Genomic DNA, 24,119 nt, shown 5'->3' on the forward strand with positions numbered 1-24,119 from the left:
TCGGGGGGCGCCTTCTTGCTCCGTACGGGTGGTGACAGGTTTGGTGCCGGCCGGCCGGAAGCGGTTCGACGGCGGTTCGGACCCGACTGGACCCGGTTGGATCAGGTTGGATCCGGTCAGATCCGGTCGACGAGGTCCGCGATCGAGTCCACGACCTCGGAGGGCCGGAAGGGGTGGCGGTCGACGTCGGCCGGCTGGGTGACGCCGGACAGCACCAGGAAGGTGCGCATCCCGGCCTCCAGGCCCGCCAGGACGTCGGTGTCCATCCGGTCGCCGATCATCGCGGAGGTCTCCGAGTGGGCGCCGATCGCGTTGAGACCGGCCCGCATCATCAGCGGGTTGGGCTTGCCGACGAAGTACGGCTGCTTGCCGGTCGCGGCGGTGATCAGCGCGGCGACCGAGCCGGTGGCGGGCAGGTCGCCCTCGACGGACGGGCCGACGTTGTCGGGGTTGGTGGCGATGAACCGGGCGCCGTCGTTGATCAGCCGCACGGCCTTGGTCAGCGCCTCGAAGGAGTAGGTGCGGGTCTCGCCGAGGATGACGAAGTCGGGCTCGTGGTCGGTGAGGATGTACCCGATGTCGTGCAGCGCGGTGGTCAGGCCGGCCTCGCCGATGACGTAGGCGCTGCCGCCGGGCCGCTGGTCGTCCAGGAACTGGGCGGTGGCCAGCGCCGACGTCCAGATGTTGTCCACCGGCACGTCAAGACCCATCCGGCGCAGCCGTGCGTGCAGGTCGCGGGCCGTGTAGATGGAGTTGTTGGTCAGCACCAGGAAGGGCCGGCCGGACTCCCGCAGCTTCTTCAGGAAGGCGTCCGCTCCGGGGATCGGCACCCCCTCGTGGATGAGGACCCCGTCCATGTCGGTGAGCCACGACTCGATGGGCTTGCGCTCTGCCATGTGGTGCGTCTCCTGGCGTGCGGGTCTTGCGTGAGCTGGGGCGCCGGAACCACGGCGTACCGACGCCCCCAGACTAGACACACCCGGGATCACCCGGGAACGCCCGGGAACGCCCGGCTCACCTCCCGGTCAGCTGCCCGTCGCCGACTTCCACGCCGCCACGTACGACGTCAGGTTCTTGCCGATGTCGTTCCAGTCCGGCGTGAACACGTCGACGCCGTCCATGAGCTCGGTCAGCGCGGCCGCGTTGGCGTCGGTGGCCTTGACGTCGGTGCGGGCGGTGAAGCCGCCGCCGATCGAGCTGACCTCCTCCTGCTGCTTGCGGGCGAGCATGAAGCGCGTAGGCCGCCATCCCGGTCATCTCCAGTGCCTCGGCGACCCGCTCCCGGATCTCGGCCTTGGGTGTCCTGCGCGCCCGCAGTCCGAAGGCCACGTTGTCGGCGACCCGCAGGTGCGGGAAGAGCGCGTACTGCTGCACCACCATCCCGATCCCGCGCCGGTGGGGCGGCAGGCCGGTGACGTCCCGGTCCCCGAGGAACACCCGTCCGGAGACGGGCCGTACGAACCCGGCGACCGTCCGCAGCGCGGTGGTCTTGCCGGAGCCGGACGGCCCGAGCAGGGCCATCACCTCGCCGGGCGCGACGGTGAGATCGAGGGATTCGAGGGCGAGGCTGCCCGCGTTCCCGTCGTAGGCGACGCTCACCGAGTCGAAGCGGATGCCACTGCCGATCCCGCTGCTCATGCGAGCACTCCCGGCAACTGGGCCACGGACTCCAGCACCTGGGTCGCGCCGGCCGCCCGCAGGGCATCCGCGTCGTGCGCCCCGGTCAGGACGCCGGCGACCAGCCCCGCCCCGGCACGCACCCCGCTGAGCATGTCGTACGACGTGTCGCCGACGACGGCGATCTGCCCGACCCCGTCGGCGGCCCGCGTCCGCAGGAACGCCGTGAGCACCATGTCGGGGTAGGGCCGCCCGCGGCCCCCTGCGTCGGCGGGGCACAGGGTGAGCGGCACCAGGTCCTGCCAGCCGAGGGCGGTGAGGATCGCGTCCTGGGTGGCGCGGGCGAAACCGGTGGTCAGGACGACCGTACGGCCCCGCCCCTGGAGTTCCTCGATGGTCTCGCGCGCCCCGGGCAGCGCCTCGACGCTGCCCGCGTCGACGAGTTCGGCGTACGCCGCCTCGAAGGCCTTGTTGGCCTCCTGGGCCCTGGCCTCCTCGCCGAACAGATGCCGGAAGACGGAGATCTTGGACTCGCCCATGGTGGCGCGGACGTAGTCGATCATCCGGTCGGGGTCGGCGCCCAGGTGGCGGGCCGCCGCGGTGAACGCGTGCTCGACGAGCCCGCCGTCCGCGACGGTCGTACCGGCCATGTCGAGCACGACGAGGCGGATGTCTTCGGTCTCAGCCATATCGATCATGTCGGTCATCTCTCTCACCAGCCCAGTTCGTTCGCGGTTGTCTCGGCTATCGCGGGCGAGCAGGTCATGCCGCGCCCGCCGGGCCCGGTGACCAGCCAGACCCCGTCGGCCACCTGCTGCCGGTGCACGACCCGCGAGGGGTCGGTGCACTGGGCGTACACCCCGGCCCAGCGGTGCCGGACGCGCGGCAGCGGGCGGCCGAGGAGGGACTCGACGACGCCGGTGAGGTGCTCGTACGGCTCCTCGACGGTGTCGAAGGCGAAGGGGTGTGCGTACTCGTGGGTGTCGCCGATGGTGAGGCCGCCGTCGGCGCGCTGCACCATGAGCAGCTGCATGCGATGCGCCGCAGCCGTCCCGGGCTGCGGCGAGCGGGCGTTGAGCTCGTCCAGGGCCGGGGAGGCGTACGCCGGGTAGTAGCGGAAGCTGTCGGCGTCGGCGACCGAGGTGGGGAGGGGTTCGCCGAGCGGGTCGGTCTGCATCATCTGGAGGCGGACGCGGCGCACCGGCAGGTCGGGGCCGGCCAGCTCGCGGACCAGGCCGCCGAGCCAGGCGCCGGTGCACAGGACGACGACGTCGGCGGCGTGCACGTCGCCGTGGTCGTCGCGGACCGTGCCCGCTGCGGTCACCTCGCGTACCTCGCGGCCCGGCAGGAAGGTGTAGTTCGGGGACTTCAGCAGCTCGGCGCGGAGGGCGAGCTGGGCGGTGCGCGGTTCGACGGCCGCGTCCCGCTCGCAGTACAGGGCGGCGTCGAAGGCTCCGCGCAGGGCGGGGTTCAGGGCGCGGGCCTCGGCGGGGGTGAGCAGCTTGTGGCCGCGGGCGGCCGCGTCGCCGCGGGCCACGGCGGCCTCGGCGACGGCGAGTTCGTACGCGCCGCGCACCGGTGTCAGCGACCCGTTGGCCCGGAAGCCGAGCGCGGGCACCCGGTTGCCGGTCTCCTCCCACAACTCCCTGGCCCGCAGGGCGGTTTCGAGTTCCGCCCCGCCCGCGCGCCCGCTCACCCAGATCTGCCCGAAGTTGCGCAGCGAGGCGCCGCGGGCCTCGGCCTCGCGCTCGATCTGCACGACCTCGTGGCCGCGTTCCACTGCTTGCCAGGCGTGCATGGTGCCCACCACGCCTGCTCCGACGACTGTCACTCTCACGACCGTCACGCTCCTCGGAACCGGGGAACCGGAAAGGTCCGGCTGACAACGAGAGCGTGAACCGGCCATCACGTTTGGGCTAGACCCGTTATCTTTCCGTGATACACAAGGGGCTTCAAAAGCGGCCGAAACAGGTACTTTTCAGCCACGCAGATGGGTGGTGAACGAGAACCGGTCCCCCCGGTACAGCGACCGCACCCGCTCCAGCGGCCGGCCCTCGGTGTCCCGTGACACCCGGTGGATCAGCAGCATCGGAAGGGCCGGCAGGGTGCCGACTAGGAGGGCCTCGCGCGGGGTGGCCAGCACGGTCTCGATGCGTTCGTCGGCGTCCCCGAAGGCGATGCCCTGCTCGTGCAGGTAGCCGTAGAAGGAGGAGTCGGGGTGGAAGTCGGTGTCGAGGCGCGGGACCCGGGCGACGGCGACGTACGTGCTCTCCAGGCCGACCCGCTCGTCGTCGGCGAGCAGCACGCGCTCCAGGTGCCAGACGGGTTCGCCGCGCTCCAGGCCGGTCTCGGCGGCGAGGGCGGCCGGGCAGGGGAAGCGGTCGAGGGTGACCAGACTGCGGCCGGGAGTGCGGCCCTGCCGCCGTACCCCCTCGGTGTAGCTGGCGAGGGAGAGCGGCTGCTCCAGCTTGGGCCCCGCGACAACCGTGCCCCTCCCCTGCCGGCGAAGCTTGCCCTCCAGCACCAGTTCGCGCAGCGCCTGCCGGACGGTCTCGCGGGCGACCCCGTACTCCTCCGAGAGGTCACGTTCGGTGGGGATGAGAGCGCCCTCCCCCAGCGCGCCGACGAGCTGGTCGATCCGCGCCTTCACCGCGTAGTACTTCGGGATGCGGCCGTGCTCGGGGATGCCGGAGCGGACGGGGGCGCCGGGGGCCTGGTCGTTCGGGTAGTCCACCCGGGGATCGTCGCAGACGGCGCCTCCCGCACCGGACGAGGGTCACCGCCGTCGGCGTGCCAGCAGGAACGCGCCCGCTCCCACGGTGAGCAGGGCGAGGGCGGCCGTGAACAGGCCGTGGGCCAGACCGACGCCGGTGCGGGCCAGTTCGCGGGCGCGTTCCCCGGCCGCCCAGGCGCCTTCGGCGCCCCAGGTCCCTCCGCCGTCCCCGCCATCCCCTCCGCCCCAGCCGTCCCCGCCGCCCCGGGCCTCGTCGGTGACGGGCCGGGCGCTGCCGCCGGGCGAGGCGGTGGGGGTGCCCCCGGGAGTGGCTCCGGGGGTGGCCCCCGGGCTGGTGTCGGGGTCGGCGGGACTCTCGGAACTGTCAGGGCTGTCAGGGCTGTCGGGGCTGTCGGAAGTCCCAGGACTGTCGGGGCTGTCGGGGCTGGTCCCGGGAGACGTCCGCGGGCCGACCTGCGCGCCGCCGGAAGGAACGGCGGGGGCGATGCTCGCGGGCGGGGGCGGCGGTTCGCCGCCGATGCCGAAGCGGTAGTCGTTCGACTCCCCGACCCACGCGCCGTCGGCCCCCTGCCGCTGGACGACGGCCGCGTTGACCGTGACCCCGTTCCGTACGGCGTCGGAGGTGACGGCGAGTCTGAGCTTGACCGAGACGGTCGCCCCGGGCGCGACGGTGAACCCCGGGAAGTCGGTCCCGTCGAGGACGCCGACCAGCTCGGACTCGTCGGTCACCGTCAGCGGGACCGGGCGGGTGCGTGGGCCGTCGTAGAACTCCAGCTCGGTCTGGGACGGCTTGAGGGCACGCTTGTCGTCGACGAGGACGAGGACCGGGTGCACGTCGGCGCAGATGCGGCCGGTGACGTTGGTGAGGTCGAGGTACCAGGTGCCGAAGCCGCCGCCGGGCTCGTAGGACGAGGGGCCGTCGTGGAGGCGGGTCGTGAGGGGGAAGCCCTGCTCGTCGGGAGCCGCGCAGGACGTCCCGGCGACGGCGGGGGCGGCCGTCGCCATGGGCGAGGGGGCGAGTACGGCGGCTGCGGCGGCCAGGCAGAGGGACAGGGAGATGCTCAGTCGCATGCGCATGAACAGGTGACTCTGCCGGGGGCGGACCGGGGTCACCGGACGCCACTCCGCGAACGCGGCCACACTCCCCCCGATCGGCCGCCCGCCTCCGCTCGATCGGCCGGTGGGCACCTGCGGGCCGGTGGGGGCCGGTCGCGCAGTTCCCCGCGCCCCTGGGTGGGCCGCCCCACCGCCCCCTTCGCAGTCGACCCAACTCCGCCGCTTCCCCCCACCCCGCCGCGACGGCGATCAGCCACGACGGCGGATTCCGGCGGTGCCCAACCGGCCGGTGACCACCCGCGGGCCGGTGGGGGCTGGTCGCGCAGTTCCCCGCGCCCCTTGGTCGGCTACGCCACCCGTGCTCAAAACGCCCCGTCGGTTCTGCCCACCCCGCCGGTGGCCGGGCGGCGGCTAGCCGTCTGCGCGGCCGAACAGTGGGGCGAGGAGGAGTTGGGCCGCGCCCTCCGCGACGCCGCGGCCGCCGCCGGGGGCGAGGCGGACGGGGACCGTCGTGCGCAGGCTCCCCTCCCGCCGGGTGTGGTCGTCGAGGACGGCGGCGACCCCCCGTACGAACGGCTCCGGCGCGGCCGCGATCGTCCGGCCGCCGAGCAGCACGAGGTCGATGTCGAGCAGGCCTGCCAGGTTCGCCGCTCCGACGCCGAGGACCCGCGCGGCCTCGGCCACGTCGCCGCGGGCCACCGCCGCCAGGCACAGCGCCTCGATGCAGCCGCGGTTGCCGCAGTGGCAGGGCGGCCCGTCCAGCTGGACCACCTGGTGCCCGAACTCCCCGGCCCCGGTGCGCGCCCCCCGGTGCACGGTGTTGCCGATCACCAGGCCGGCGCCCAGCCCCGTACCGAGGAGCAGGCAGGCGAAGGACCCGCTCTCACCGCCGACGGCGAGTCCGAGGGCCGCCGCGTTGCTGTCCTTGTCGACGACGACCGGCACCCCGAACCGCTCCGCGAGCGCGTCCCGCAACGGGAAGCCGTCCCACTCGGGGAACCCGGTGACCCGGTGCAGCACCCCGTGGATGTGGTCGAGCGGACCCGGCGCCCCGACCCCGACCCCGAGCAGCGAGTCGCCGCCGCGCTCGACCAGCTCCCCGGCCAGCTCCACGACCGCGCCGAGGACGGCCTCCGCCCCCGCCCCCAGGTCCACCTCCGCCTGCCGCGCCGCCACCACCGTCCCGTCGAGATCGACGAGCACCGCGCGCAGCTCGTCCCGGTCCAGCTGGATCCCCACCGCGTGCCCGGCGTCCGGCACCAGCCGCAGCACGGTGGCCGGCTTGCCGCCCGTGGACGCGCGCCGCCCGGCCTCCGCCGCGAGGCCGTCCTCCCGCAGCCGGGCGGTGATCTTGCTGACCGCCTGCGGGGTGAGCCCGGTCCGCTCGGCCAGTTCGAGCCGGCTGATGCCGTCCTCCCCCGCCGTACGCAGCAGGTCCAGCACCAGCGCGCTGTTGTGGCTGCGCATGGCCGGCAGATTGGCCCCGACCACACCCGGCCGTCCGCTCCTCGTCCTGTTCACGCCACTCATTCTCCCTGCCACTTGCACTTTGGCAACAGCGTTGCGAAAGTAGGACGCATGACAGCTGCCACTCCCCTGCGCGTCGGCCTCATCGGCTACGGCCTCGCCGGATCCGTCTTCCACGCCCCCCTGACCGCCGCCACCGAGGGCCTCGCCCTGGACACGGTCGTCACCTCGAACCCCGAGCGGCAGGCGCAGGCGAAGGCCGAGTTCCCGGACGTCCGGACGGTCGCGACCTCCGACGAGCTGTTCGACCGGGCCGCCGAACTCGACCTCCTCGTCATCGCGTCCCCGAACAGGACGCACGTGCCGCTGGCGACGACCGCCCTCAAGGCGGGCCTCCCGGTCGTGGTCGACAAGCCGGTCGCCGGCACCGCCGCCGAGGCGCGCGAGCTGGCCGCCCTGGCCGAGGAGCACGGTCTGCTGCTCTCGGTCTTCCAGAACCGCCGCTGGGACAACGACTTCCTCACCCTGCGCGGCCTCCTCGAAGACGGTTCGCTGGGCGACCCCTGGCGCTTCGAGTCCCGCTTCGAGCGCTGGCGCCCGCAGCCCAAGGGCGGCTGGCGCGAGTCCGGCGACCCGGCAGAGATCGGAGGTCTCCTCTACGACCTCGGCAGCCATGTCGTCGACCAGGCCCTGGTCCTCTTCGGCCCTGCCACCGAGGTCTACGCCGAGTCGGTGATCCGCCGGACGGGCGCCGAGACCGACGACGACACGTTCATCGCCGTCACCCACGCGAACGGCGTCCGCTCCCACCTCTACGTCTCGGCGACGACGGCCCAGCTCGGCCCGCGTTTCCGGGTGCTGGGCTCGAAGGCCGGCTACGTCAAGTACGGCCTGGACCCGCAGGAGGACGCCCTGCGCACGGGTGAGCGCCCCGGTGCCACGGACGCCTGGGGCCTCGAACCGGAGTCGCTGTACGGCCGTATCGGCGCCGGCGAGTCCCCGGTCACCGGCGGCGGCCGGGTCGTCCCCACCCTCCCCGGCGACTACCCCGCCTACTATGCGGCCGTGGCCGCCGCCCTGCGCGGCGAGGGCCCCAACCCGGTGACCGCGCTGGAGGCGGCCGCCGCCCTGGACGTACTGGAAGCAGCCCGCCGTTCGGCACGAGACAAGGTGACGGTGACCCTCTGATGCAGCACCCGCAGATCACCCCGCGATTCGCTCCCGAACTCACCCCGTCGGTGGAGGACCTGGAGAAGCAGGAGCACCGCCTGGTCTTCCGGCAGTTCACGTACGACGACGCGTGGGCGCTGGGCTCCCTGCTGGTGGAGATGGCCCGGGAGCGCCAGGCCCCGGTGGCCGTGGACATCCACCGGGCCGGCCAGCAGCTCTTCCACGCGGCCCTGCCCGGCTCGACCCCCGACAACGACGCGTGGATCGCCCGCAAGCGCCGGGTGGTGGAGCGCTACGGCTCGGCGTCCTACCTGGTCGGCGCCCGCTTCCGGGCCAAGGGCACGACGTTCGAGGAGTCCTCCCGCCTGGACCCCGACGAGTACGCGGCCCACGGCGGCGCGTTCCCGATCACCGTCGAGAACGTCGGCGTGATCGGAACGGTGACGGTCTCGGGCCTGCCCCAACTGGACGACCACCGCTTCGTGGTGGAGGCCCTGGAAAGCTTCCTGAAGCTGTAAGCGCCGACAGCTGCAGCGCCCCTTCGGGGGCGCGGGGAACTGCGCGAGCAACCACGGACGACCCGCAGCCGCTCGCACACCGGAACCCCCCGCCCCTCAGGCGTCCTTGAGCTCCTGCCGCTGCCGCCCGAGCCCACCGATCTCCAGCTCCACCACATCCCCGGCCCGCAGGAACGGCTTCGGCTCCGGCGCCCCGAGCGCAACCCCCGCCGGAGTCCCGGTGTTGATCACGTCCCCGGGGTACAGCACCATGAACCGGCTGACGTACCGCACCACTTCCGCCACCGAGAAGATCTGCTCGGCCGTCGTCCCGTCCTGCTTCAGCTCCCCGTTCACCCAGAGCTTCAGCGACAGCCCTTGCGGATCCCCGACCTCGTCCGCGGTCACCAGCCACGGCCCCAGCGGGTTGAACGTCTCGCAGTTCTTCCCCTTGTCCCAGGTCCCGCCCCGCTCGATCTGGAACTCCCGCTCGGACACGTCGTGCGCGACGGCGTACCCGGCGACGTACGCCAACGGGTCCTCGTCGTCGGCCACATAACGGGCCGTACGCCCGATGACGACCGCCAGCTCCACCTCCCAGTCGGTCTTCACCGACCCGCGGGGCACCAGCACGGTGTCGTTCGGCCCCACGACCGTGTCCGCGGCCTTGAAGAAGACGACCGGCTCGGCCGGCGGCTCGGCCCCCGTCTCGCGCGCGTGGTCGTGGTAGTTGAGCCCGATGCAGACGACCTTGCCGATCCGCGCCAGCGGCGGCCCGATCCGCAGCCCGGTCGCGTCGAGCGCGGGCAGCTCCCCGGCGTCGGCGGCGGCGCGGACGCGCCCGAGCGCCGCGTCGTCGGCGAGCAGCGCCCCGTCGATGTCGTCGACGATCCCCGTCAGGTCCCGCAGGACACCCTCGGCGTCGAGCAGCGCGGGCCGCTCCGCCCCCGCCGTACCGACTCGCAGCAGCTTCATGGTCGTCACCATCTCCCTTGACAGCAGTCGCCCGACCGATGGGTGCAGCCATCGGAGGACTGGTCGATCCTCCAAGATGAGCGTGCAGCGGGCAAGAGCCTGTTCACGTACTGGACCGTAGCCTGGACCGCGGTCGACTGCTCGACGGGTCGGCTGCTCGACCGGTCGGCCGCTCACACGTGATCGGTCTCCAGCGGCTCCAGCAGCCGCTTGGGCTTGAGGAGCGCCCGGCTGACCGGGTCCGCCGGGTCGGGGTCGAGTCCCGGCCCCGGTGTGACGAGAACGTCCGCGACGGGTACGACGGTTCCGCAGGCGGGACATTCGCCGTACGAGCCGAGTTCGGTCCCGCAGTCCACGTGCCGGAAGTAGCGCAGCTGCTGTTCCATGAAGTGCTCGCGCCCCCAGACGCCGAGGGCGCGCAGGGCGGGGAACAGTGCGGTCCCGCGCTCGGTGACGACGTACTCGTCCCGGGGCGGCGAGTCCTGGTACCGGCGCTTCTCCAGGATCCCCCCCTCGGTGAGCGCCTTCAGACGGGCCGACAGGACGGCACGCGGGATGCCCAGGTGGGCCAGGAAGTCGTTGTAGCGCCGGACGCCGTAGAGCGCGTCGCGGACGACGAGCAGGGTCCAGCGCTCGCCGACGACCTCCAGCGCGCGGGCGATCGAGCACTCCTGTGTCGCGTAGTCCTTGCCCAGTGCCATGGGGCCACCTTAGTCAGTTTCCCTGTCGCAGGTTCAATGAACGAACCAACGGTGCTACGGTACTCCCATGACTAGGTTCAATGAAAGAACCATGAAGCGTGCGAGCCCGGATCCGGAATCCGCACCTGCATCTGCGACGGTCACGGACGCCACGGAAACCACGGCCGCCACGGTCCCGAGCGGCCGCCCCACCCTGGCCCTCACCAGCGCCGCGACCGCCGTGGCCCTGATGACGTACACCGCCCCGGTGGTCACGCTCCCGGAGACGGTCGCCGCCCTGCACACCCCGCTCTCCGCCCAGGCCTGGCTGCTGAACGGCACCCCGCTCGGCCTCGCCGCCCTCCTCCTGGTGGTGGGCAGCCTGGCCGACGACTACGGCCGCCGCCGGGTCTTCGTCGCCGGTACCCTCGCCCTCGGCCTGACCACCGCCCTCGGCGGCCTCACGACCTCCACCTGGGCCTTCACCCTGGCCCGGGTGGCGCAGGGCGCGGCGAGCGCGGCGATCCTGGCGAGCAGCCTGGGCCTGCTGGTGGCCGCGTTCCCGAGCCCGCGCGGCCGGCTGCACGCGACGGGCGTGTGGGGCGCGTTCGTGAGCGGCGGCATCGCACTCGGCCCGCTGGTCGCCGGCGCGATGCCCAACTGGCGGGTGGCGTACGCCGTACTGGGCGCGGCCGCACTGCTGGTGGCCGCGGCCTCCGCCCGCACGCTGACGGAGTCCCGCTCACCGCGCGGCGGCCGCCCGGACGTCGCCGGCGCCCTGACCTTCGGCCTCGCACTGGTCTCCCTGGTCGCGGCGCTGACCCTGGGCCGGGACGGCTGGCTGCGCGCACCGGTGGCCCTGCTGCTGGCGGCGACGGTGGTCCTGCTGGCGGCCTTCACTCTCGTCGAACGCCGCTTCTCGTCGACCCCGATGATCGACCTGGCCCTCTTCCGCACCCCCCGCTTCCTGGCCTCCTCCCTCAGCGGCCTGGTCACGGGCCTGACGGTGATAGGCCTGTTCAGCTATCTGCCGGCGCTGCTCCAGCAGACGCTGGGCATGTCCGCGATGGACACGGCGTGGCTGTTCCTGCTCTGGTCCGGCCTGTCCTTCACGGTGGCCCTGCAGGCCAAGCGCCTCGCGGGCCGGGTCTCACCGCGCTGGCAGCTCGCGGCGGGCTTCCTGCTGCACGCGGGCGGCGCGCTGGCCATGCTGGGCGCCCTGGACGCGGGCTCCTGGCCCCGGCTGCTGCCGGGCCTGTTCCTGGGCGGCGTGGGCAGCGGCCTCCTCAACGCCGCGCTCCCCCTCCTGGCGGTGGAGTCGGTCCCCGCCGCGCGGGCCGCGATGGGCTCGGGCGCCCAGCAGACCTTCCGCTACATCGGCTCCTGCGCGGGCGTGGCCCTGACCATCGCCCTGGCCACGTCGACCGGCTCCGGCCTGGCACACGGGGCGGACGTGGCGATGGTGGTCTCCGCGGGGGTGGCGGTGCTGGGGGCGGCGGGGATGGTGGCGTTGCGGGAGCGGGCGCAGTAGCGGGTCACCGGGACGGGAGTGTCCGGCGGGCCCTCACGGACCCGCCGGACACTCCCTCAAAGCGCTTCCCGTTCCTGCCCGTTACCGGGTGTGTGCCGCCGGCCGCACAGTGGGCGGCTTGGCGTGCGGAGCGGGAGCGGAACCGGTCGCGGGCTGCCGCATGCGCGCGACTCCCGCGGGGGTGGCCTGTTCGAACCCCGACCAGACACCGCCCCCTCGCCATGCGGACCCGTCCCAGACGTAGGCCGCGGCCTGCGTCCCGTAGAAGCCCGCCCCGCACGAAGCCCATCCGCCCCAGTCGAAGACCTGCTCCGGCCCCCACGGACCCCACCGGTTCACGCCGGTGGCACCGTACTTCCAGGCGCTGCTGCGGCACACGTCCCAGCCGGACCCGTTCCACTTGAAGACGACCGCTCGCGTGGCGGCCCAGCCGTCGGGCTCGTTCAGCCCCGTACCGCACCCCTGCTTCAGCGCGAAGGTCTCCGAGTAGGCGAGGTTGCCGGAGAGCACGCCGGGCTTCTTGTGGTCGATTCCTGCGTTTCCCTGGACGCACAGGCCGTAAGCGTTGTACACGGTGACCCTTCGGGCCCAGGTGTACGCGCTTGCCGGCTGCGTCCACAGCGCTGCCGTCAGCAACGCGACGAACATGCACAGTGTGGCTTTCAGAGACAGGCGGGACGTGGTCATGATCCCTCCAGTTCTTGAGTCGCCTGCGACTCGGCGACCGCCGTGCCCTTTCCGACGGCACATGTCAGGGCGGCACCGGCCAGCAGGAAGCGCCGCGGACACCACATGTCCTCGGCACACGTGACGCCCAGAACCCCATGAGGTCCTGGTCCTGGTCCTGGTCACGGGCCGAGGCCGAGACAGCGGGCGGCCGGTGTCCTCCCGGCCCCACCGCGTGTGTCCGCGACTGCGGACGTGAGTACTCCGCGGTCGAGGACCACGGGCTCACTGAACTTCTCCACGGTAGGCGATGCGCTCGCCCGCCGCCTGCCGAGAACCCCACGGTGCCGAACCGAGCCCCGGCGCCTCCCCACCCCCTGGCCTTCCCCAGCGCCTCAACTCCCCTCTGGGCCACCGGAATCCGCCCCGGCCTCCGTTCCCTCTCCCCCGACGGTCACCCGGTCCCCGCCCGCGGCCGCATCGACACCAGCTTCCCCCACACCACCATCCGGTACCGCGACGTGAATTCGGGCGTACAGGTGGTGAGGGTGATGTAGTACCCCGGCTCCTTGTACCCGTACGACGGCTTCACGATCGACCGCGGTACGGCACGCACGACCCCCGAGTCCCGGGACGACGTCTGCGGCAGGATCTGGTCCACGGCGTACGTGTACGTCGCCGACTCCGTCTCGACCTCGATCGTGTCCCCGCGCCTGAGCCGCGGCAGATACCGGAACGGCTCGCCGTGGGTGTTGCGGTGCCCGGCGAGCGCGAAGTTCCCGGCCTGGCCCGGCTGCTGGGTGCCGGGGTAGTGGCCGACGTACCCGTGGTTGAGCACCTTCGGCTTGCTGACGCCCTCGGCGATCGGGACGCGCAGCCCGAGCCGCGGGACGACGAGGACGGCGTACGCCTGGGAGGCGACGACCCGCGTGGTGTACGACGTCTGCCCCCGGCCGTCACCGGACGCCCCGCCGGACGCCCCGGAACCGGCCGCACCGGAGCCGCCCTCCTCTCCGCTGCCGGCGCCCCCGGAACCGTCCGACCCCCCGCCGCCCCACTCCCGCTCCAGCGCCGCCACCTTCCGCTCGGCCCCCTGCTTCGCCTCCCTGTTGGTCCACCACAGCTGGTGCACGACGAGGAGCATGAGCACCACGCCCACCGTGACGAGGAGCTCGCCCCCGGTCCACAGCACCCGCCGGCGCCGGGCCCGCCACCGCCGCTCACCGTGCCCCACGACCCGCACCGCGCACCTCCCACCGCCCCCGCGTCGGTGCCGCACGATAAGGCGGCCATCGCCAACTCACCAGAGTCGCGCGACCCCCTGTCCCCGAACCTCCCCCTCCCCTCCCCCTCTCCCTCCCCCTCCCCGCTTCCTCAACGGGTTTTAGAAACCACTGTCAGAAAGCACGGTCACACCCCTCGACAACCTCACACACCACACCCGATGCTTCCTGTTGGCATGCGGGGGGACGAGTCAACACCGGTCCAGGAACCGGTGTTTGAGCCGCACGGAGAGGTCGAGAAGCAGCCATGATCCGACGCAGAACACTCCTGGCCGCCGCGGGAGGCGGCCTCCTGGGCAGCGCCCTGGCCACCGGCACGGCCCACGCCGACGCCACGATCGCCGTCAGCCCATCCACCTCGTACGGCACCTGGGAGGGCTGGGGCACCTCGCTGGCCTGGTGGGGCAACGTCTTCGGCACCCGGGACGACTTCGCCGACATCTTCTTCACCACCAAGTCGACGACGTACAACAGCACCTCGCTCCCCGGCCTCGGCCTGAACATCGCCCGCTACAACCTGGGTGCGTGCAGCTGGAACAGCGTGAGCGGCGAATCGATGGTCGCCTCCGCCAACATCCCCTCCTTCAAACAGATCGAGGGCTACTGGCAGGACTGGAACAACGAGGACCCCACCTCCTCGGCCTGGGACTGGACGGCGGACGCCACCCAGCGCGCGATGCTCGTGAAGGCGGTGAACCGCGGCGCTACGGCCGAGCTCTTCGCCAACTCCCCCATGTGGTGGATGTGTTACAACCACAACCCGTCCGGCGCCTCCGACGGCGGCAACAACCTCCAGTCCTGGAACTACCGCCAGCACGCCTCCCACCTCGCCTCGGTGGCCCTGTACGCGAAGAACAACTGGGGCGTGAACTTCGCGACGGTGGAGGCCTTCAACGAGCCGTCCTCCTCCTGGTGGACGGCGACCGGCACCCAGGAGGGCTGCCACATCGACTCGACGGTCCAGGCGGCCGTACTGCCCTACCTCCGCAGCGAGCTGAACAGCCGAGGCCTGACCTCGACCAAGATCTCGGCCTCGGACGAGACGAGCTACGACCTGGCCCGCACCACCTGGAGCGCCTTCTCCTCCACCACGAAGGGCTACGTGGACCGCGTGAACGTCCACGGCTACCAGGGCTCCGGCGGCCGCCGCGACCTCCTGTACACCGACGTCGTCACGACGGCCGGCAAGGCCCTCTGGAACTCCGAGACCGGCGACAACGACGGCACCGGCTACACCATGGCCTTCAACCTGCTCTACGACTTCCGCTGGCTGCACCCCACGGCCTGGGTCTACTGGCAGGTCATGGACCCCTCCACGAACTGGGCAATGATCGCGTACGACGCCGACACCCTGGCGGCAGGCGCGATCACCACCAAGTACTACGTGATGGCCCAGTTCAGCCGTCACATCCGCCCCGGCATGAAGATCCTGGACACCGGCGTGAGCAACGCCGTAGCCGCCTACGACAGCTCGGCCAAGCGCCTGGTGATAGTGGCTCTCAACACCGCCACCTCCGCCCAGACCTTCACCTTCAACCTCTCCGGCTTCACGACGGTGACGGGCGGCACGAACGGCCTGGTCCCGCGCTGGAACACGGTGACGACGGGCGGCGACGCGTACAAGTCGTACTCCGACACCTACCTGTCCGGAAAGACGGTGGCGGTGTCGGTGGCGGCGAAGGCCGTCCAGACCCTCCAGATCGACGGCGTGACGATCTAGCCAGGAACCGACCTAACCCGAAACCGACCTGGCCCGGAACCGACCCGGACCGGCGCCGGGGACACGCGGCCCCTTCCGTGTCCCCGGCGCCACAACCGAACCCGCCTCCCCTACCGCACCAGAACCCGCAGCCCCACCGTCACCGCGTCCCCCGCCCCCAAGCCCGCAGGCCTGCGCACCGCGTTCTTCAGCGGCAGCAGATACCCGCCGTCCTTCGGGAACAGGGAGGTCTGGAAGACCACCCCGCCCACGGTCGCCTCGACGGGAACGACCCCCCACCCGTACGAGGCCATACCTGCCACGGCCCGAATCTCCTCGCACTCCTCCTCGGGCACGGGCACGAAGTAATACGGAGCGGGACCCCGCCACTCCACCACACACCCACCGAACTCGAACTCCACGGAACGACTCCCCTCGCATCGACTGCCCCCTACCTGTACCTCTCGTTTGTCACCGCCGGGCAGTACGGTGTCGTTCATGCGCCCCGACACGCCTGCCGAGAACGTCGACCACACCGCCGAAGCGGCACGCCTGGAGCGGACCGCCGGCCGCTACCCCGAGGACGCCGAGGCCCTGCTGCTCCAGGCCGCGGCCCACCTGGAACTGGCCGACGCCCGCCCCGCCGCGACCGCGCTCTACGACCGCCTCCTCGCCACCCCGGACACCCTGGAGAACGCCCCTCTCGTCCGGGCCCTCAAGGCGTCGAACCTGTGGGAGTACGACCACGAGGCCGAGGCGCGCGCGATCATCGACGGCATCCGCACCACGGCCCCCCGGGACCCGGCCCCCTGGGTGATCGTCGCCGAGTCCCTGGAATCCCACGACGAGCTGGAAGCGGCGCACGACACGTTCACGGAGGCGGCGACCCTCCTCCTCACGGACATCGCCGAACCCCCCTACGCCACGCACCCCCTGCTCTTCGGCCGCCACCGGGTCCGCCGCATGCTCGGCCTCCCCCACGACGACTGGGACGCTGTCGCCGACACCCTCCACTCCTCCCCCATCTCCCTGGACGAGCTCCACGACCCCAAGCGCGTCTGGTCCCTGGGCTCCGACAACCCGGCGGAGCTGGAAGCAGAGATCTCCCGCCTGCGCGCCGAACTCGGCACCTACCGCGAGGCCCTCTCCCGCCCCTTCCCGGTAGCGGTCCTGCACTGGCCGGCAACCGAACTGACGGAACTCCTCTCGGCGTACCCGGACCTCACCACCGAATACCCCTCCCACCCCGAGCACCTCTCGACCATAGAGTCCTCCCTCCGCGAGCTGTCCGCCTCGGGCACTGGCAACCTGGGCATCGTCACGGGCACGGTCCCCTCCTACGAGGCCTTCGCCGCCTCAGAGGGCTCGTCCCCGGGCGACACCACCCTGCTCCCGCAGTACGCGACGACGCTCGCAGCCCGCGGCCGCGCAGTGGCCTGGCCCCCACAGCGCACGTCGGACTGCTGGTGCGGGCTGGAACAGCCGTACGACGCCTGCCACGGCGTCTGAGCCGCCCTCCGCTGAACCGACCCGGCGTGCCCCCACGCACTGAACGCGCCCCCACCCCGCCAAGCCGCCCACTTTCCCCGGGCCGCCCGCTCGCTTCTCCCCCGTGCCGGAGCGGCCCGGGTCAAGGGTGGCCCGAAGGGCCATCGGCGCAGCCGACGCGGACGCGGAGCGCAGCGGAGCGGGAGCGCCCTTGAGGCGGGCCGCGGAGGCACGACACTGAGAAAGAAGCGGGCGGCCTTCCTAGGCCGAAGATCGCCGCTCCAGCGAGGCAGATACTTCACTGGCTGCACGCCGATCCGGCAACGCCGGCAAAATACCCCCGTGCCAGATGTCACCCCTTCCTCTCTTGCCGTTTCCGCCCGCATGAGCAAGCAGGCGAGCAAAGACACGGAGGCTGAGCTGGCCGTACGACGGCTGCTGCACGCGGCCGGTCTGCGATACCGCGTGGAGTACCCCGTGCCGGGCATGCCCCGGCGACGGATCGACGTGGCCTTCACCCGGGCCAAGGTCGCTGTCCTCATCGACGGCTGCTTCTGGCACGGCTGTCCCCAGCACGCCACCCACCCGAAGGCCAACGCCGACTGGTGGCGCCGCAAGCTGGATCGGAACATGGCCCGCGACCGGGAGACGACCGAGCATCTGATCGCGGAAGGCTGGACGGTGCTGCGATTCTGGGAGCACGAGGCTCCTGGGGAAGTGGCCGTACGAGTGGTAGCGGCCGTGGAGCGGCGCCGGACGGAAGGGACCCGGGGGAGGAAAGAATGAGTGGACTGACTTTCGTCGACGTGTGCTCCGGGGCGGGTGGGCTCGCCCTCGGACTGGAACAGGCGGGGTTCGAGCCGCGCCTGTTGCTGGACGACGACGAGCTCGCCGTCGGCACTCTGCGGGCCAACCGGTCGCACTGGAACGTACTGCAGACCGACCTGATGGACTTCGACCCGGCCGAGTACACCGTGAGCCACGACGTGGACCTTCTGTCCGCGGGCCTGCCACGGGTGAAGTCGAGTGCAACCGTCGGACGCGCGAATTCACGTGCGGAGGAGCGGTTGCTGGAGGCCACGATCTTTCTCGTCCATGCGATCAGGCCTCGTGCGGTACTCATCGAGAATGTTCCCGGGCTCGCGCACTCGGACGCCTACCAGCACTTCCGTGACTTCGCCCGAGCCGAACTGGCCCACCTGGGCTACGAGTTCAGCTGGTTCGTCGTGAACGCGGTCGACTTCGGCGTGCCCCAGAACCGGAAGCAGGGCGTCCTCGTCGCCATCGAGCGGCAGTGGGCCGCGGCATTCCGGCCACCGGCACCGACCGTGCAGCAGCCCAAGACGGTCGGTGCCGTTCTGGGGCCGACCATGGCCTCCCGGGGTTGGCCGGACGCCGCCCGCTGGGTCGCCCAGGCCGATCGACCGGCACCCACTCTGGTCGGTGGCTCGAAGAACCGGGGCGGCGCGGACCTCGGACCGACGGGGGCCAAGCGGACCTGGGCGACCATGGGTGTCAACGGTCACACTGTGGGCGACGTCGTGCCCGACGCGGACTTCGTCTGGAACCCCGAACTCGGCAGGGACAACATGGTGAAGATCACCGTTGAGCAGGCCGCGCTGCTGCAGGGCTTTCCCGAGACGTGGGAGATCACTGGGCGGAAGACCGCCAGATATCGCCAGGTCGGGCACGCGACACCACCGCCGGTGGGAGAGGCGCTGGGGAGGGCTGTCGCCGCAGCGCTGATTCGGGATCCAGCAGTCCCCGCTGCCGGCTAGACTTCGGCCACATGACCAGCACGGCGTCCCACAAGCCCATCCTCGACCAGCCTTTCGTCCTCGACCTCTTCGCAGGTCCCGGAGGGCTGGACGTCGCCGGTCACTCGCTCGACATCCCGAGTCTCGGTGTCGAGTGGGACAGAAGCGCCTGCCTGACCCGGTACGCCGCCGGGCTGGACACCCTTCACGCCGATGTGAGCGCAGTGCGCAGGGATGCCTTCGAGTCGTTGCCACCGGAGATCAACGTGCTCGCCGGTGGCCCTCCGTGCCAGACGTACTCGGTGGCAGGGCACGGCGCCGGGCGCCAGGCCCTGGACAGGGTCAAGAAGTACATCGACCGGCTGATGCCAGGTGACTCCGACAAGGAGATCGACAAAGAACTCGAGGATCTCCCCGATCCACGCACTGCCCTGGTTCTCGAACCTCTCCGGTATGCGATTCAGGCAACGCGGAGCCCCAACCGTGAGAACCGACCGTACGATGTGATCGTCCTGGAGCAGGTCCCGGCAGTGGCTCCGCTCTGGGAGCACTACGCCAAGGTGCTGGCCCAGACCGGGCTCCCCGACGGGACCAGATACCAGGTTGTCGTCGGCGTTCTGGACACGGAGACCTACGGGGTACCGCAGACGCGATCTCGCGCGGTGTTGATCGCCCGACGTGAAGGGCTCGGCGAACCCTCGCTCCCCTCTCCTACACACCGTTCCTACGATGCGAAGGAATGGAACCGGACCAACGGGACGAGCACACCCGACCAGGTCCTTCAACCGACCCTTGACGAGGGCGCCCCGTCGGGGAGCGACGAGGACAGGCTTCCCTGGCGGTCGATGCATGATGCCCTCTCGGACCCGGTGGGCTCACATCCCGGGCGTGTCACTCCCTTCCTGGTCCGCTCGAACTACGGCAGTTCAGGCCATCCGGGGAGGCGTGGGGTGCGGACCGACCGGCAGCCCGCCACCACCGTCACCGGCCGCATCTCCCGCTTCGTGGTTTTCGAGCACCTCAACGAGAAGGTCGTCTACGAAGGACCGCGCTTCAGCATGAACGAAGCGGGAATGCTGCAGAGCTTCCCGCCGGACTATCCATGGTCCGGTACGGCGCAGGCCCAGCAGGTGGGCAACGCCGTACCGCCCCTGTTCGGTGCGCACCTGCTGAGTTCCGCTCTCGGACTCCCCAAGCCCGACCCGGAGGCGCTGAGGAAGCCGTGGCAGCCGGCCACCGAAGAGCAGCGGGCCAAGCTGCGAAGCAACGGCTGCGGCGCCGCCGACCACTGCACCGACAGGTGCCCGCAGGCCAAGGACCAGGTGCCGCCGCCCTCTTCCGTGCGCCCTCGGAAGGACAAGAGGGCGTCGGCCAGGTAGTTCGAGGCCAGCACCGGGTCAATCCCCGAGCTTCCTGCCCCTGACCGGCGCAGTCTCGAACAGCTCTGCAAAGTAGCTGGTGAGCGCGGCCACGGACTCCTCCGGGACGGGGTCCTCGTCGGGCCCCTTCGGGAGTTCGTACCGCTCGACCGGTGGTGCTGATTCCGCTTCCGCGATCCAGTCGCGCAGATGGACGGGGTCACGGGGCTGGTCCGGCGCGAGGATGTCGTAGATCAGGGTCGCACCGGCCGCGTTGATCGCGACGCTGAGACCATCGGCCTCTCGGCCCTTGGTGACCAGTCCATTCTTCAGCAGGCGGACAACGGCCTGAGCAGTGGGACGGTGGTCGATTATCTCCTTCTTCAGAACGCTGTGGATGAGGTCCTGGTTTCTGCAGGCCGCCTCGACCGGCTCGTAGTCCGCCCCGTTCCTGAACAGCTCAGCTGCCCACCACAGGCGTGAGAAACACTGCCGATCGGCAGATCCCCGGAAGCGCTCTGCGGGGACACTCCGTTCCGGCTTCTTCGCCGTCGGTCCCGAAAGGTGGCGCCACACCACGTAGTCAGGGGCCACAGCGAGGGCGATGTGATTCCACAATCGCTTGTCCGCCGCTTCTCGCCGTGTCAGGCGCAGCGTGGCATGGAGCCGTGGCGCGAGCCATGCGTCGGCTCGGGTGCGGTCCTCCCGGAACTCGAACATGGCGTCGTCCACCAGGCTTCGGATCGGCTCGACCCACCATCTGGCGTCATCCTCGGGAAGCGGCTCGACGACCTTGGCGAGGTCGATGCCGCCGTGAACCTGTTCGCCTCTGAGCAGCTCTTCGGTGAGGAACGGATCGACGGCCGAGGTGGCGAGCAGCGCCAGGCGCTCCGGTACGTGGTTCGGTTGGCTGATCACGTCTCGCTCTCCCGGTTCATCTGTTCCAGACTGCGGATCACATAGGCAAGCGCCTTGGTGGCATCGGCACGGCGGACCGCCGCGTAGTGGATACGGGTCTGCAGCTCGACCCACCCTGATTCGCCGGTACGCCGGCGGTGCACCTGGCGTAGGGCCTCCTCGACGTGGACGCCGGGAACGACGTCCGGGAGCATCTCCCGCAGCACCTCGCCCTGCCAGTCGGTCGGGAAGACCGGGCCCCCATCGGGTTCCACCTCCAGATCGCCGATGGCACCGTGGAACACCGCGGTCCAGACGTCGGTAGCCATCTGGGCGACCAGGAGGTCGCGTACCTTGCTGTCCACTCCCGAGCCGTTGCTGTCCAGCAGCCCGATGACACCCTCGACGTCGGTGTTCACGAACACGGTGGGGACTCTGGCCGAGACGTCCACGATCCAGGGCGCGTCTGCGTAGGCCTGGAGCCACTCCCGGGAGCTTCTCTTGAAAGATGCCGTCTGAACGTCTAGTTGGAGTCCACGGACCGGTTCGTCGGAGACCGTGTCCACGATCCAGCTCCGGTCGGTCTCGGCGATTGACCGTCCACGCACTCCGTCGACCGTCCCGACCGCGTACACGGCGAGGGAGGCCCGACCCAAGTGGTCGTCGCGGAGCACCTCCAGTGATCCCGACCAGTCCCGTCCGCCCTCCGCGTCAAGTGTGAGATCCGCAGAGGTGCGGACGTTGGTCTCGCCGTCGGTCAGCACGGCGAGGACACGCAGATCGGACCAGGCCGCGTCCGGCGCGTTCGCACCGGGTGGCAGCGTCGCCGAGAGGCCGATCGTGGCGCTCACCCAGTCGGTGTGGCCGGCGATACCGAGCGCGACGGACTGCTGCTGGGTCGAGTACGCGGTGGTCTCCAGTTGGTCGCGGGTGCCGTCCGAGAGCTTGAGGGAGACCGAGGTCACTCTGAGAGTGACTGGCCGGTTGAGCCGCTTGTACGGGTAGATCTTCACGCGTCACTCCCCCTTTCCGGCACGGAGTTCGACGACGAGGCGGGTGAGCGTGGTCCTGACCGGGTGACTGCTCACATCGGTAAATCCGTGGAACTTCGCGCGACGCACGCCGGGAGTGAAGCGCAGGGTCCCGTCCTCCACCTCGCAACCCTCGACAGCCACGAGTTCCGCCCACTCCAGCTTCGGACGGCCTCCGGACCGCACATCCAGTTGCGCGACCGGCACCATCGGGACGATCTCGTCGCCACGCGGGATGCTCACTTCGGCGGTGATCCGCCACTCTCCGTCGTCTCCGACTGTCGCGTCGAGCGTGTCCAGCACCGGAACCACCGGCCCGGCGGGCGCCTTGGCCTTGGGCCTCGATCTCACGGTCAACGCCTTGCGCACGGCCTCACCGCCCTCGCGGCTGCTGCTGCGCTTCGGGCGCGCCACAAGTTCCCTGACGGCGTTGTTGACCTCAGCCGTCAGCGCGCTGATCCGCCGATACGCGGACGGGGACCAGCGCAGAGTCAGCTCCTCCGTCTGTCCCCAGCGGTCATGCTCAGGCGGTTCCGCCGCACGCAGGAACTCCTCGGCCTCCTTCGCAAAGGGAGCAGCTTCTCCGGCTGCCTCGCCCACCAGTAGAACGGCCTGGAAGGGGTTGGTCCCGAGCGGGAGTCTCGGAACGCCGGCCCTCCTGACGGTCATGCGGTTGCCGCGCAGCGAGTGCACCTGGTTCTTTCCCCCGTCCCCGTCCCTGTCCCCCTCGGCCTCGGTGACCAGCAGGACCGCCTGGTGCGTGCCGAGCGTCCCATGGGAACCACCGGAGAGCGGCAGCTTCAGCGGGACGTTCCGCGCCGCGACCTGCCCGGCCTCGGTGAGGCGGTCCACTGTGGTGCCCTCGTAGTGCGCCCTGAGGGCACGAGTCCGGGCGGGCTGCTCGACAGACGGGTCCACCTGTTTCTCCGGAACGACCTCCTTACCGTTCTGAAGGGCACGGACAGAGACCTCCAGGAGAGGAAGCCTGCTGCCGCCGCCGGTCATCGCGGCCCAGAAGTCACGTCCCAGCGCCTCTACCAGACGGCCGTGCATCTTGCGGATGTCACGCGTGTCCTCGTCGCCGTCCTCGACACCGCCGGTCTCGTCGTCGGCGTCGGACCTGCTCTCAAGGCTGGCGACGTCGTGCGCGCCGACGATGAGGAAGGAGGTACCGGGTTCGTCGCTCTCCCTGGTCAGATGCAGGCGTGCGACGGTCTCCTCGTCCGCCCACCAGGAACGGGCGACCATCGCACCGGGCGAATCGGGATCGGGGCGCCCGAACCAGGCCGGGCCCGCGTACGGCTCGCCGTCCACTTCCCGCCACGGCAGTTCGAGACGGCCGATGACCCGTCGCTCGGTACGTCCCTCGTGCGGCACGGACAGGGTGGAATTGATCAGTACGAGTCCGAGGGAGCTGGTGGCCCACAGCGTCGCCTTGCCCAGACCATACGAACCGCCCGCGCCAGGACCGGACTTGAGGCTTTCCAGCTGGCGCCGGACCACGGCGGCGAACTTGCCGTCCGCGTAGTCGTCGCCGATGAGCCCGGAAGCGTTGTAGTCGTCCACACGCAGCAGGACCAGGCGGCCCTTCTCGTACATGTCGCGCACACCGGCGTCCACGACCCGGCCTACCTTCTGATTGGCGGCGGCCTCCGAGACGGCGGAGTAGTGCGGGAAGAGATCGTTCCAGAGGATCGCCTCACGGAAGGAGTCCAGGGCCTCACCGGTGAGTTCGTGCAGGGTGTAACGAACCCGGACCGGGCGGCCGTTCTCCGTGAGGCGCTCGTCCAGGCTGTTCTGGCAGGTCTCGCGGGCGAGAACCTGGACGTCGGCGTCGAAGGCGAAGGCTGCGGCGTTGCCCAGGTCACGACCACCGTCGGAGTAGCCGGGCCGGTGGTACCAGGTGACCGGGAGGCCGGCCTGGGTGTCGGTGGTGCGGGTGTGCACCGTACCCACGTCGGTGCCGAGCGCCTTGGCGATGTCGGTCATGACGGTCGGGCGAGGAGTCGACCTGCCGGTGATCCACGCGGACACGGCAGCTCGAGTCAGCTGGAGCTCGTCGGCCAGCTCGGCCTGTGTCTTTCCGGCCAGCTTGAGTTGTCGGGCCAGCCAGGGCCCGAACTCCTCACCTGTATCCACGTGCCACCTGCTCTTCCCCTGGAGCCGCTTGCAGCTCGCATGTCGTAGACCAGGAGGCTAATTTGACACGCTGA

The 24,119-nt window shown here is 71.1% G+C and carries 22 protein-coding genes and 2 pseudogenes; 8 read left to right on the top strand and 16 right to left on the bottom strand.

The genetic code is table 11. The features are described from left to right. Window positions 1-116 precede the first annotated feature (116 nt). From ABZ887_RS14695 to ABZ887_RS14730, 8 genes and pseudogenes are all read right to left on the bottom strand, one after another. Complete coding sequence (locus ABZ887_RS14695; RefSeq protein ID WP_217545503.1) at window positions 117-896, bottom strand: HAD-IIA family hydrolase; 780 nt, start codon at window positions 894-896, stop codon at window positions 117-119. A 129-nt stretch (window positions 897-1,025) separates the two neighbouring features. Further along, a pseudogene (locus ABZ887_RS14700) lies at window positions 1,026-1,232 on the bottom strand (2-aminoethylphosphonate ABC transporter substrate-binding protein); the annotation flags it as partial. Between the two features lies 1 nt (window position 1,233). After that, window positions 1,234-1,638, bottom strand: a pseudogene (locus ABZ887_RS14705) (ATP-binding cassette domain-containing protein); the annotation flags it as partial. Then, complete coding sequence (locus ABZ887_RS14710; protein ID WP_361288119.1) at window positions 1,635-2,306, bottom strand: phosphonatase-like hydrolase; 672 nt, start codon at window positions 2,304-2,306, stop codon at window positions 1,635-1,637. The gene ABZ887_RS14710 and the pseudogene ABZ887_RS14705, both read right to left, overlap by 4 nt. Window positions 2,307-2,329: 23 nt before the next feature. Next, the gene (locus ABZ887_RS14715; protein ID WP_361288122.1) at window positions 2,330-3,454 is read right to left on the bottom strand and encodes a TIGR03364 family FAD-dependent oxidoreductase; all 1,125 of its coding nucleotides are present in this window, start codon (window positions 3,452-3,454) and stop codon (window positions 2,330-2,332) included. Window positions 3,455-3,595: 141 nt separating this feature from the next. Next, window positions 3,596-4,351 (bottom strand): GntR family transcriptional regulator, encoded by a 756-nt coding sequence (locus tag ABZ887_RS14720; RefSeq protein WP_361288125.1) that lies wholly within the window; start codon window positions 4,349-4,351, stop codon window positions 3,596-3,598. 42 nt (window positions 4,352-4,393) lie between these two features. After that, window positions 4,394-5,428, bottom strand: coding sequence for a hypothetical protein (locus ABZ887_RS14725; RefSeq protein ID WP_361288128.1), 1,035 nt, complete (start codon window positions 5,426-5,428; stop codon window positions 4,394-4,396). Window positions 5,429-5,818: 390 nt separating this feature from the next. After that, the gene (locus ABZ887_RS14730; protein ID WP_361288131.1) at window positions 5,819-6,937 is read right to left on the bottom strand and encodes an ROK family transcriptional regulator; all 1,119 of its coding nucleotides are present in this window, start codon (window positions 6,935-6,937) and stop codon (window positions 5,819-5,821) included. 48 nt (window positions 6,938-6,985) lie between these two features. Here ABZ887_RS14730 and ABZ887_RS14735 point away from each other — a divergent pair, with 48 nt between their 5' ends. Further along, window positions 6,986-8,062 carry a Gfo/Idh/MocA family oxidoreductase gene (locus tag ABZ887_RS14735; RefSeq protein WP_361288134.1) on the top strand — a complete coding sequence of 359 codons (1,077 nt, stop codon included), beginning with the start codon at window positions 6,986-6,988 and terminating at the stop codon, window positions 8,060-8,062. Then, window positions 8,062-8,562 (top strand): heme-degrading domain-containing protein, encoded by a 501-nt coding sequence (locus tag ABZ887_RS14740; protein WP_361288137.1) that lies wholly within the window; start codon window positions 8,062-8,064, stop codon window positions 8,560-8,562. The genes ABZ887_RS14735 and ABZ887_RS14740 overlap by 1 nt, the downstream gene beginning before the upstream one ends. Before the next feature lie 96 nt (window positions 8,563-8,658). On the opposite strand, the gene ABZ887_RS14745 is transcribed toward ABZ887_RS14740, so the two are convergent. Further along, window positions 8,659-9,516, bottom strand: a complete 858-nt coding sequence (locus ABZ887_RS14745) for a fumarylacetoacetate hydrolase family protein (RefSeq protein ID WP_361288140.1) — start codon at window positions 9,514-9,516, stop codon at window positions 8,659-8,661. A 173-nt stretch (window positions 9,517-9,689) separates the two neighbouring features. Beyond that, complete coding sequence (locus ABZ887_RS14750; protein WP_361288143.1) at window positions 9,690-10,217, bottom strand: helix-turn-helix domain-containing protein; 528 nt, start codon at window positions 10,215-10,217, stop codon at window positions 9,690-9,692. A gap of 91 nt (window positions 10,218-10,308) precedes the next feature. Between ABZ887_RS14750 and ABZ887_RS14755 the strand changes: the two genes are divergently transcribed. Then, window positions 10,309-11,727: an MFS transporter gene (locus ABZ887_RS14755; protein ID WP_361288147.1), complete on the top strand. Its 1,419-nt coding sequence runs from the start codon at window positions 10,309-10,311 to the stop codon at window positions 11,725-11,727. An 81-nt stretch (window positions 11,728-11,808) separates the two neighbouring features. Here ABZ887_RS14755 and ABZ887_RS14760 read toward each other — a convergent pair whose 3' ends face one another. Beyond that, window positions 11,809-12,414, bottom strand: a complete 606-nt coding sequence (locus tag ABZ887_RS14760; RefSeq protein ID WP_361288150.1) for a hypothetical protein — start codon at window positions 12,412-12,414, stop codon at window positions 11,809-11,811. Between the two features lie 433 nt (window positions 12,415-12,847). After that, a complete protein-coding gene (locus tag ABZ887_RS14765) occupies window positions 12,848-13,636 on the bottom strand; it encodes a class E sortase (protein ID WP_361288153.1) in 789 nt (262 codons plus the stop codon). Window positions 13,637-13,923: 287 nt separating this feature from the next. On the opposite strand from ABZ887_RS14765, the gene ABZ887_RS14770 reads away from it, so the two are divergent. Next, window positions 13,924-15,396 carry a beta-1,6-galactanase gene (locus ABZ887_RS14770; protein WP_361288155.1) on the top strand — a complete coding sequence of 491 codons (1,473 nt, stop codon included), beginning with the start codon at window positions 13,924-13,926 and terminating at the stop codon, window positions 15,394-15,396. 110 nt (window positions 15,397-15,506) lie between these two features. Here ABZ887_RS14770 and ABZ887_RS14775 read toward each other — a convergent pair whose 3' ends face one another. Further along, window positions 15,507-15,797, bottom strand: coding sequence for a DUF1905 domain-containing protein (locus tag ABZ887_RS14775; RefSeq protein ID WP_361288158.1), 291 nt, complete (start codon window positions 15,795-15,797; stop codon window positions 15,507-15,509). A gap of 76 nt (window positions 15,798-15,873) precedes the next feature. Between ABZ887_RS14775 and ABZ887_RS14780 the strand changes: the two genes are divergently transcribed. The 4 genes from ABZ887_RS14780 to ABZ887_RS14795 all read left to right on the top strand — a co-directional run bounded on the left by ABZ887_RS14780 (window position 15,874) and on the right by ABZ887_RS14795 (window position 19,999). Beyond that, window positions 15,874-16,884, top strand: coding sequence for a hypothetical protein (locus ABZ887_RS14780; protein WP_361288161.1), 1,011 nt, complete (start codon window positions 15,874-15,876; stop codon window positions 16,882-16,884). A gap of 363 nt (window positions 16,885-17,247) precedes the next feature. Continuing rightward, a complete protein-coding gene (locus ABZ887_RS14785; protein ID WP_361288164.1) occupies window positions 17,248-17,649 on the top strand; it encodes a very short patch repair endonuclease in 402 nt (133 codons plus the stop codon). After that, the gene (locus tag ABZ887_RS14790) at window positions 17,646-18,641 is read left to right on the top strand and encodes a DNA cytosine methyltransferase (protein WP_361288167.1); all 996 of its coding nucleotides are present in this window, start codon (window positions 17,646-17,648) and stop codon (window positions 18,639-18,641) included. The genes ABZ887_RS14785 and ABZ887_RS14790 overlap by 4 nt, the downstream gene beginning before the upstream one ends. An 11-nt stretch (window positions 18,642-18,652) precedes the next feature. Continuing rightward, window positions 18,653-19,999, top strand: a complete 1,347-nt coding sequence (locus ABZ887_RS14795) for a DNA cytosine methyltransferase (RefSeq protein WP_361288170.1) — start codon at window positions 18,653-18,655, stop codon at window positions 19,997-19,999. Window positions 20,000-20,017: 18 nt separating this feature from the next. On the opposite strand, the gene ABZ887_RS14800 is transcribed toward ABZ887_RS14795, so the two are convergent. From ABZ887_RS14800 to ABZ887_RS14810, 3 genes are read right to left on the bottom strand one after another with little or no spacing between them, the layout of a single operon-like run. Continuing rightward, the gene (locus ABZ887_RS14800; protein WP_361288173.1) at window positions 20,018-20,896 is read right to left on the bottom strand and encodes a DUF6339 family protein; all 879 of its coding nucleotides are present in this window, start codon (window positions 20,894-20,896) and stop codon (window positions 20,018-20,020) included. Beyond that, window positions 20,893-21,888, bottom strand: a complete 996-nt coding sequence (locus ABZ887_RS14805) for a hypothetical protein (RefSeq protein WP_361288176.1) — start codon at window positions 21,886-21,888, stop codon at window positions 20,893-20,895. Before ABZ887_RS14805 ends, ABZ887_RS14800 begins: the two co-directional genes overlap by 4 nt. Window positions 21,889-21,891: 3 nt before the next feature. Next, window positions 21,892-24,045, bottom strand: coding sequence for a helix-turn-helix transcriptional regulator (locus ABZ887_RS14810; RefSeq protein ID WP_361288179.1), 2,154 nt, complete (start codon window positions 24,043-24,045; stop codon window positions 21,892-21,894). Window positions 24,046-24,119 lie beyond the last annotated feature (74 nt).

The organism is Streptomyces sp. NPDC047061, from assembly GCF_040643955.1.
Lineage (GTDB): Bacteria > Actinomycetota > Actinomycetes > Streptomycetales > Streptomycetaceae > Streptomyces.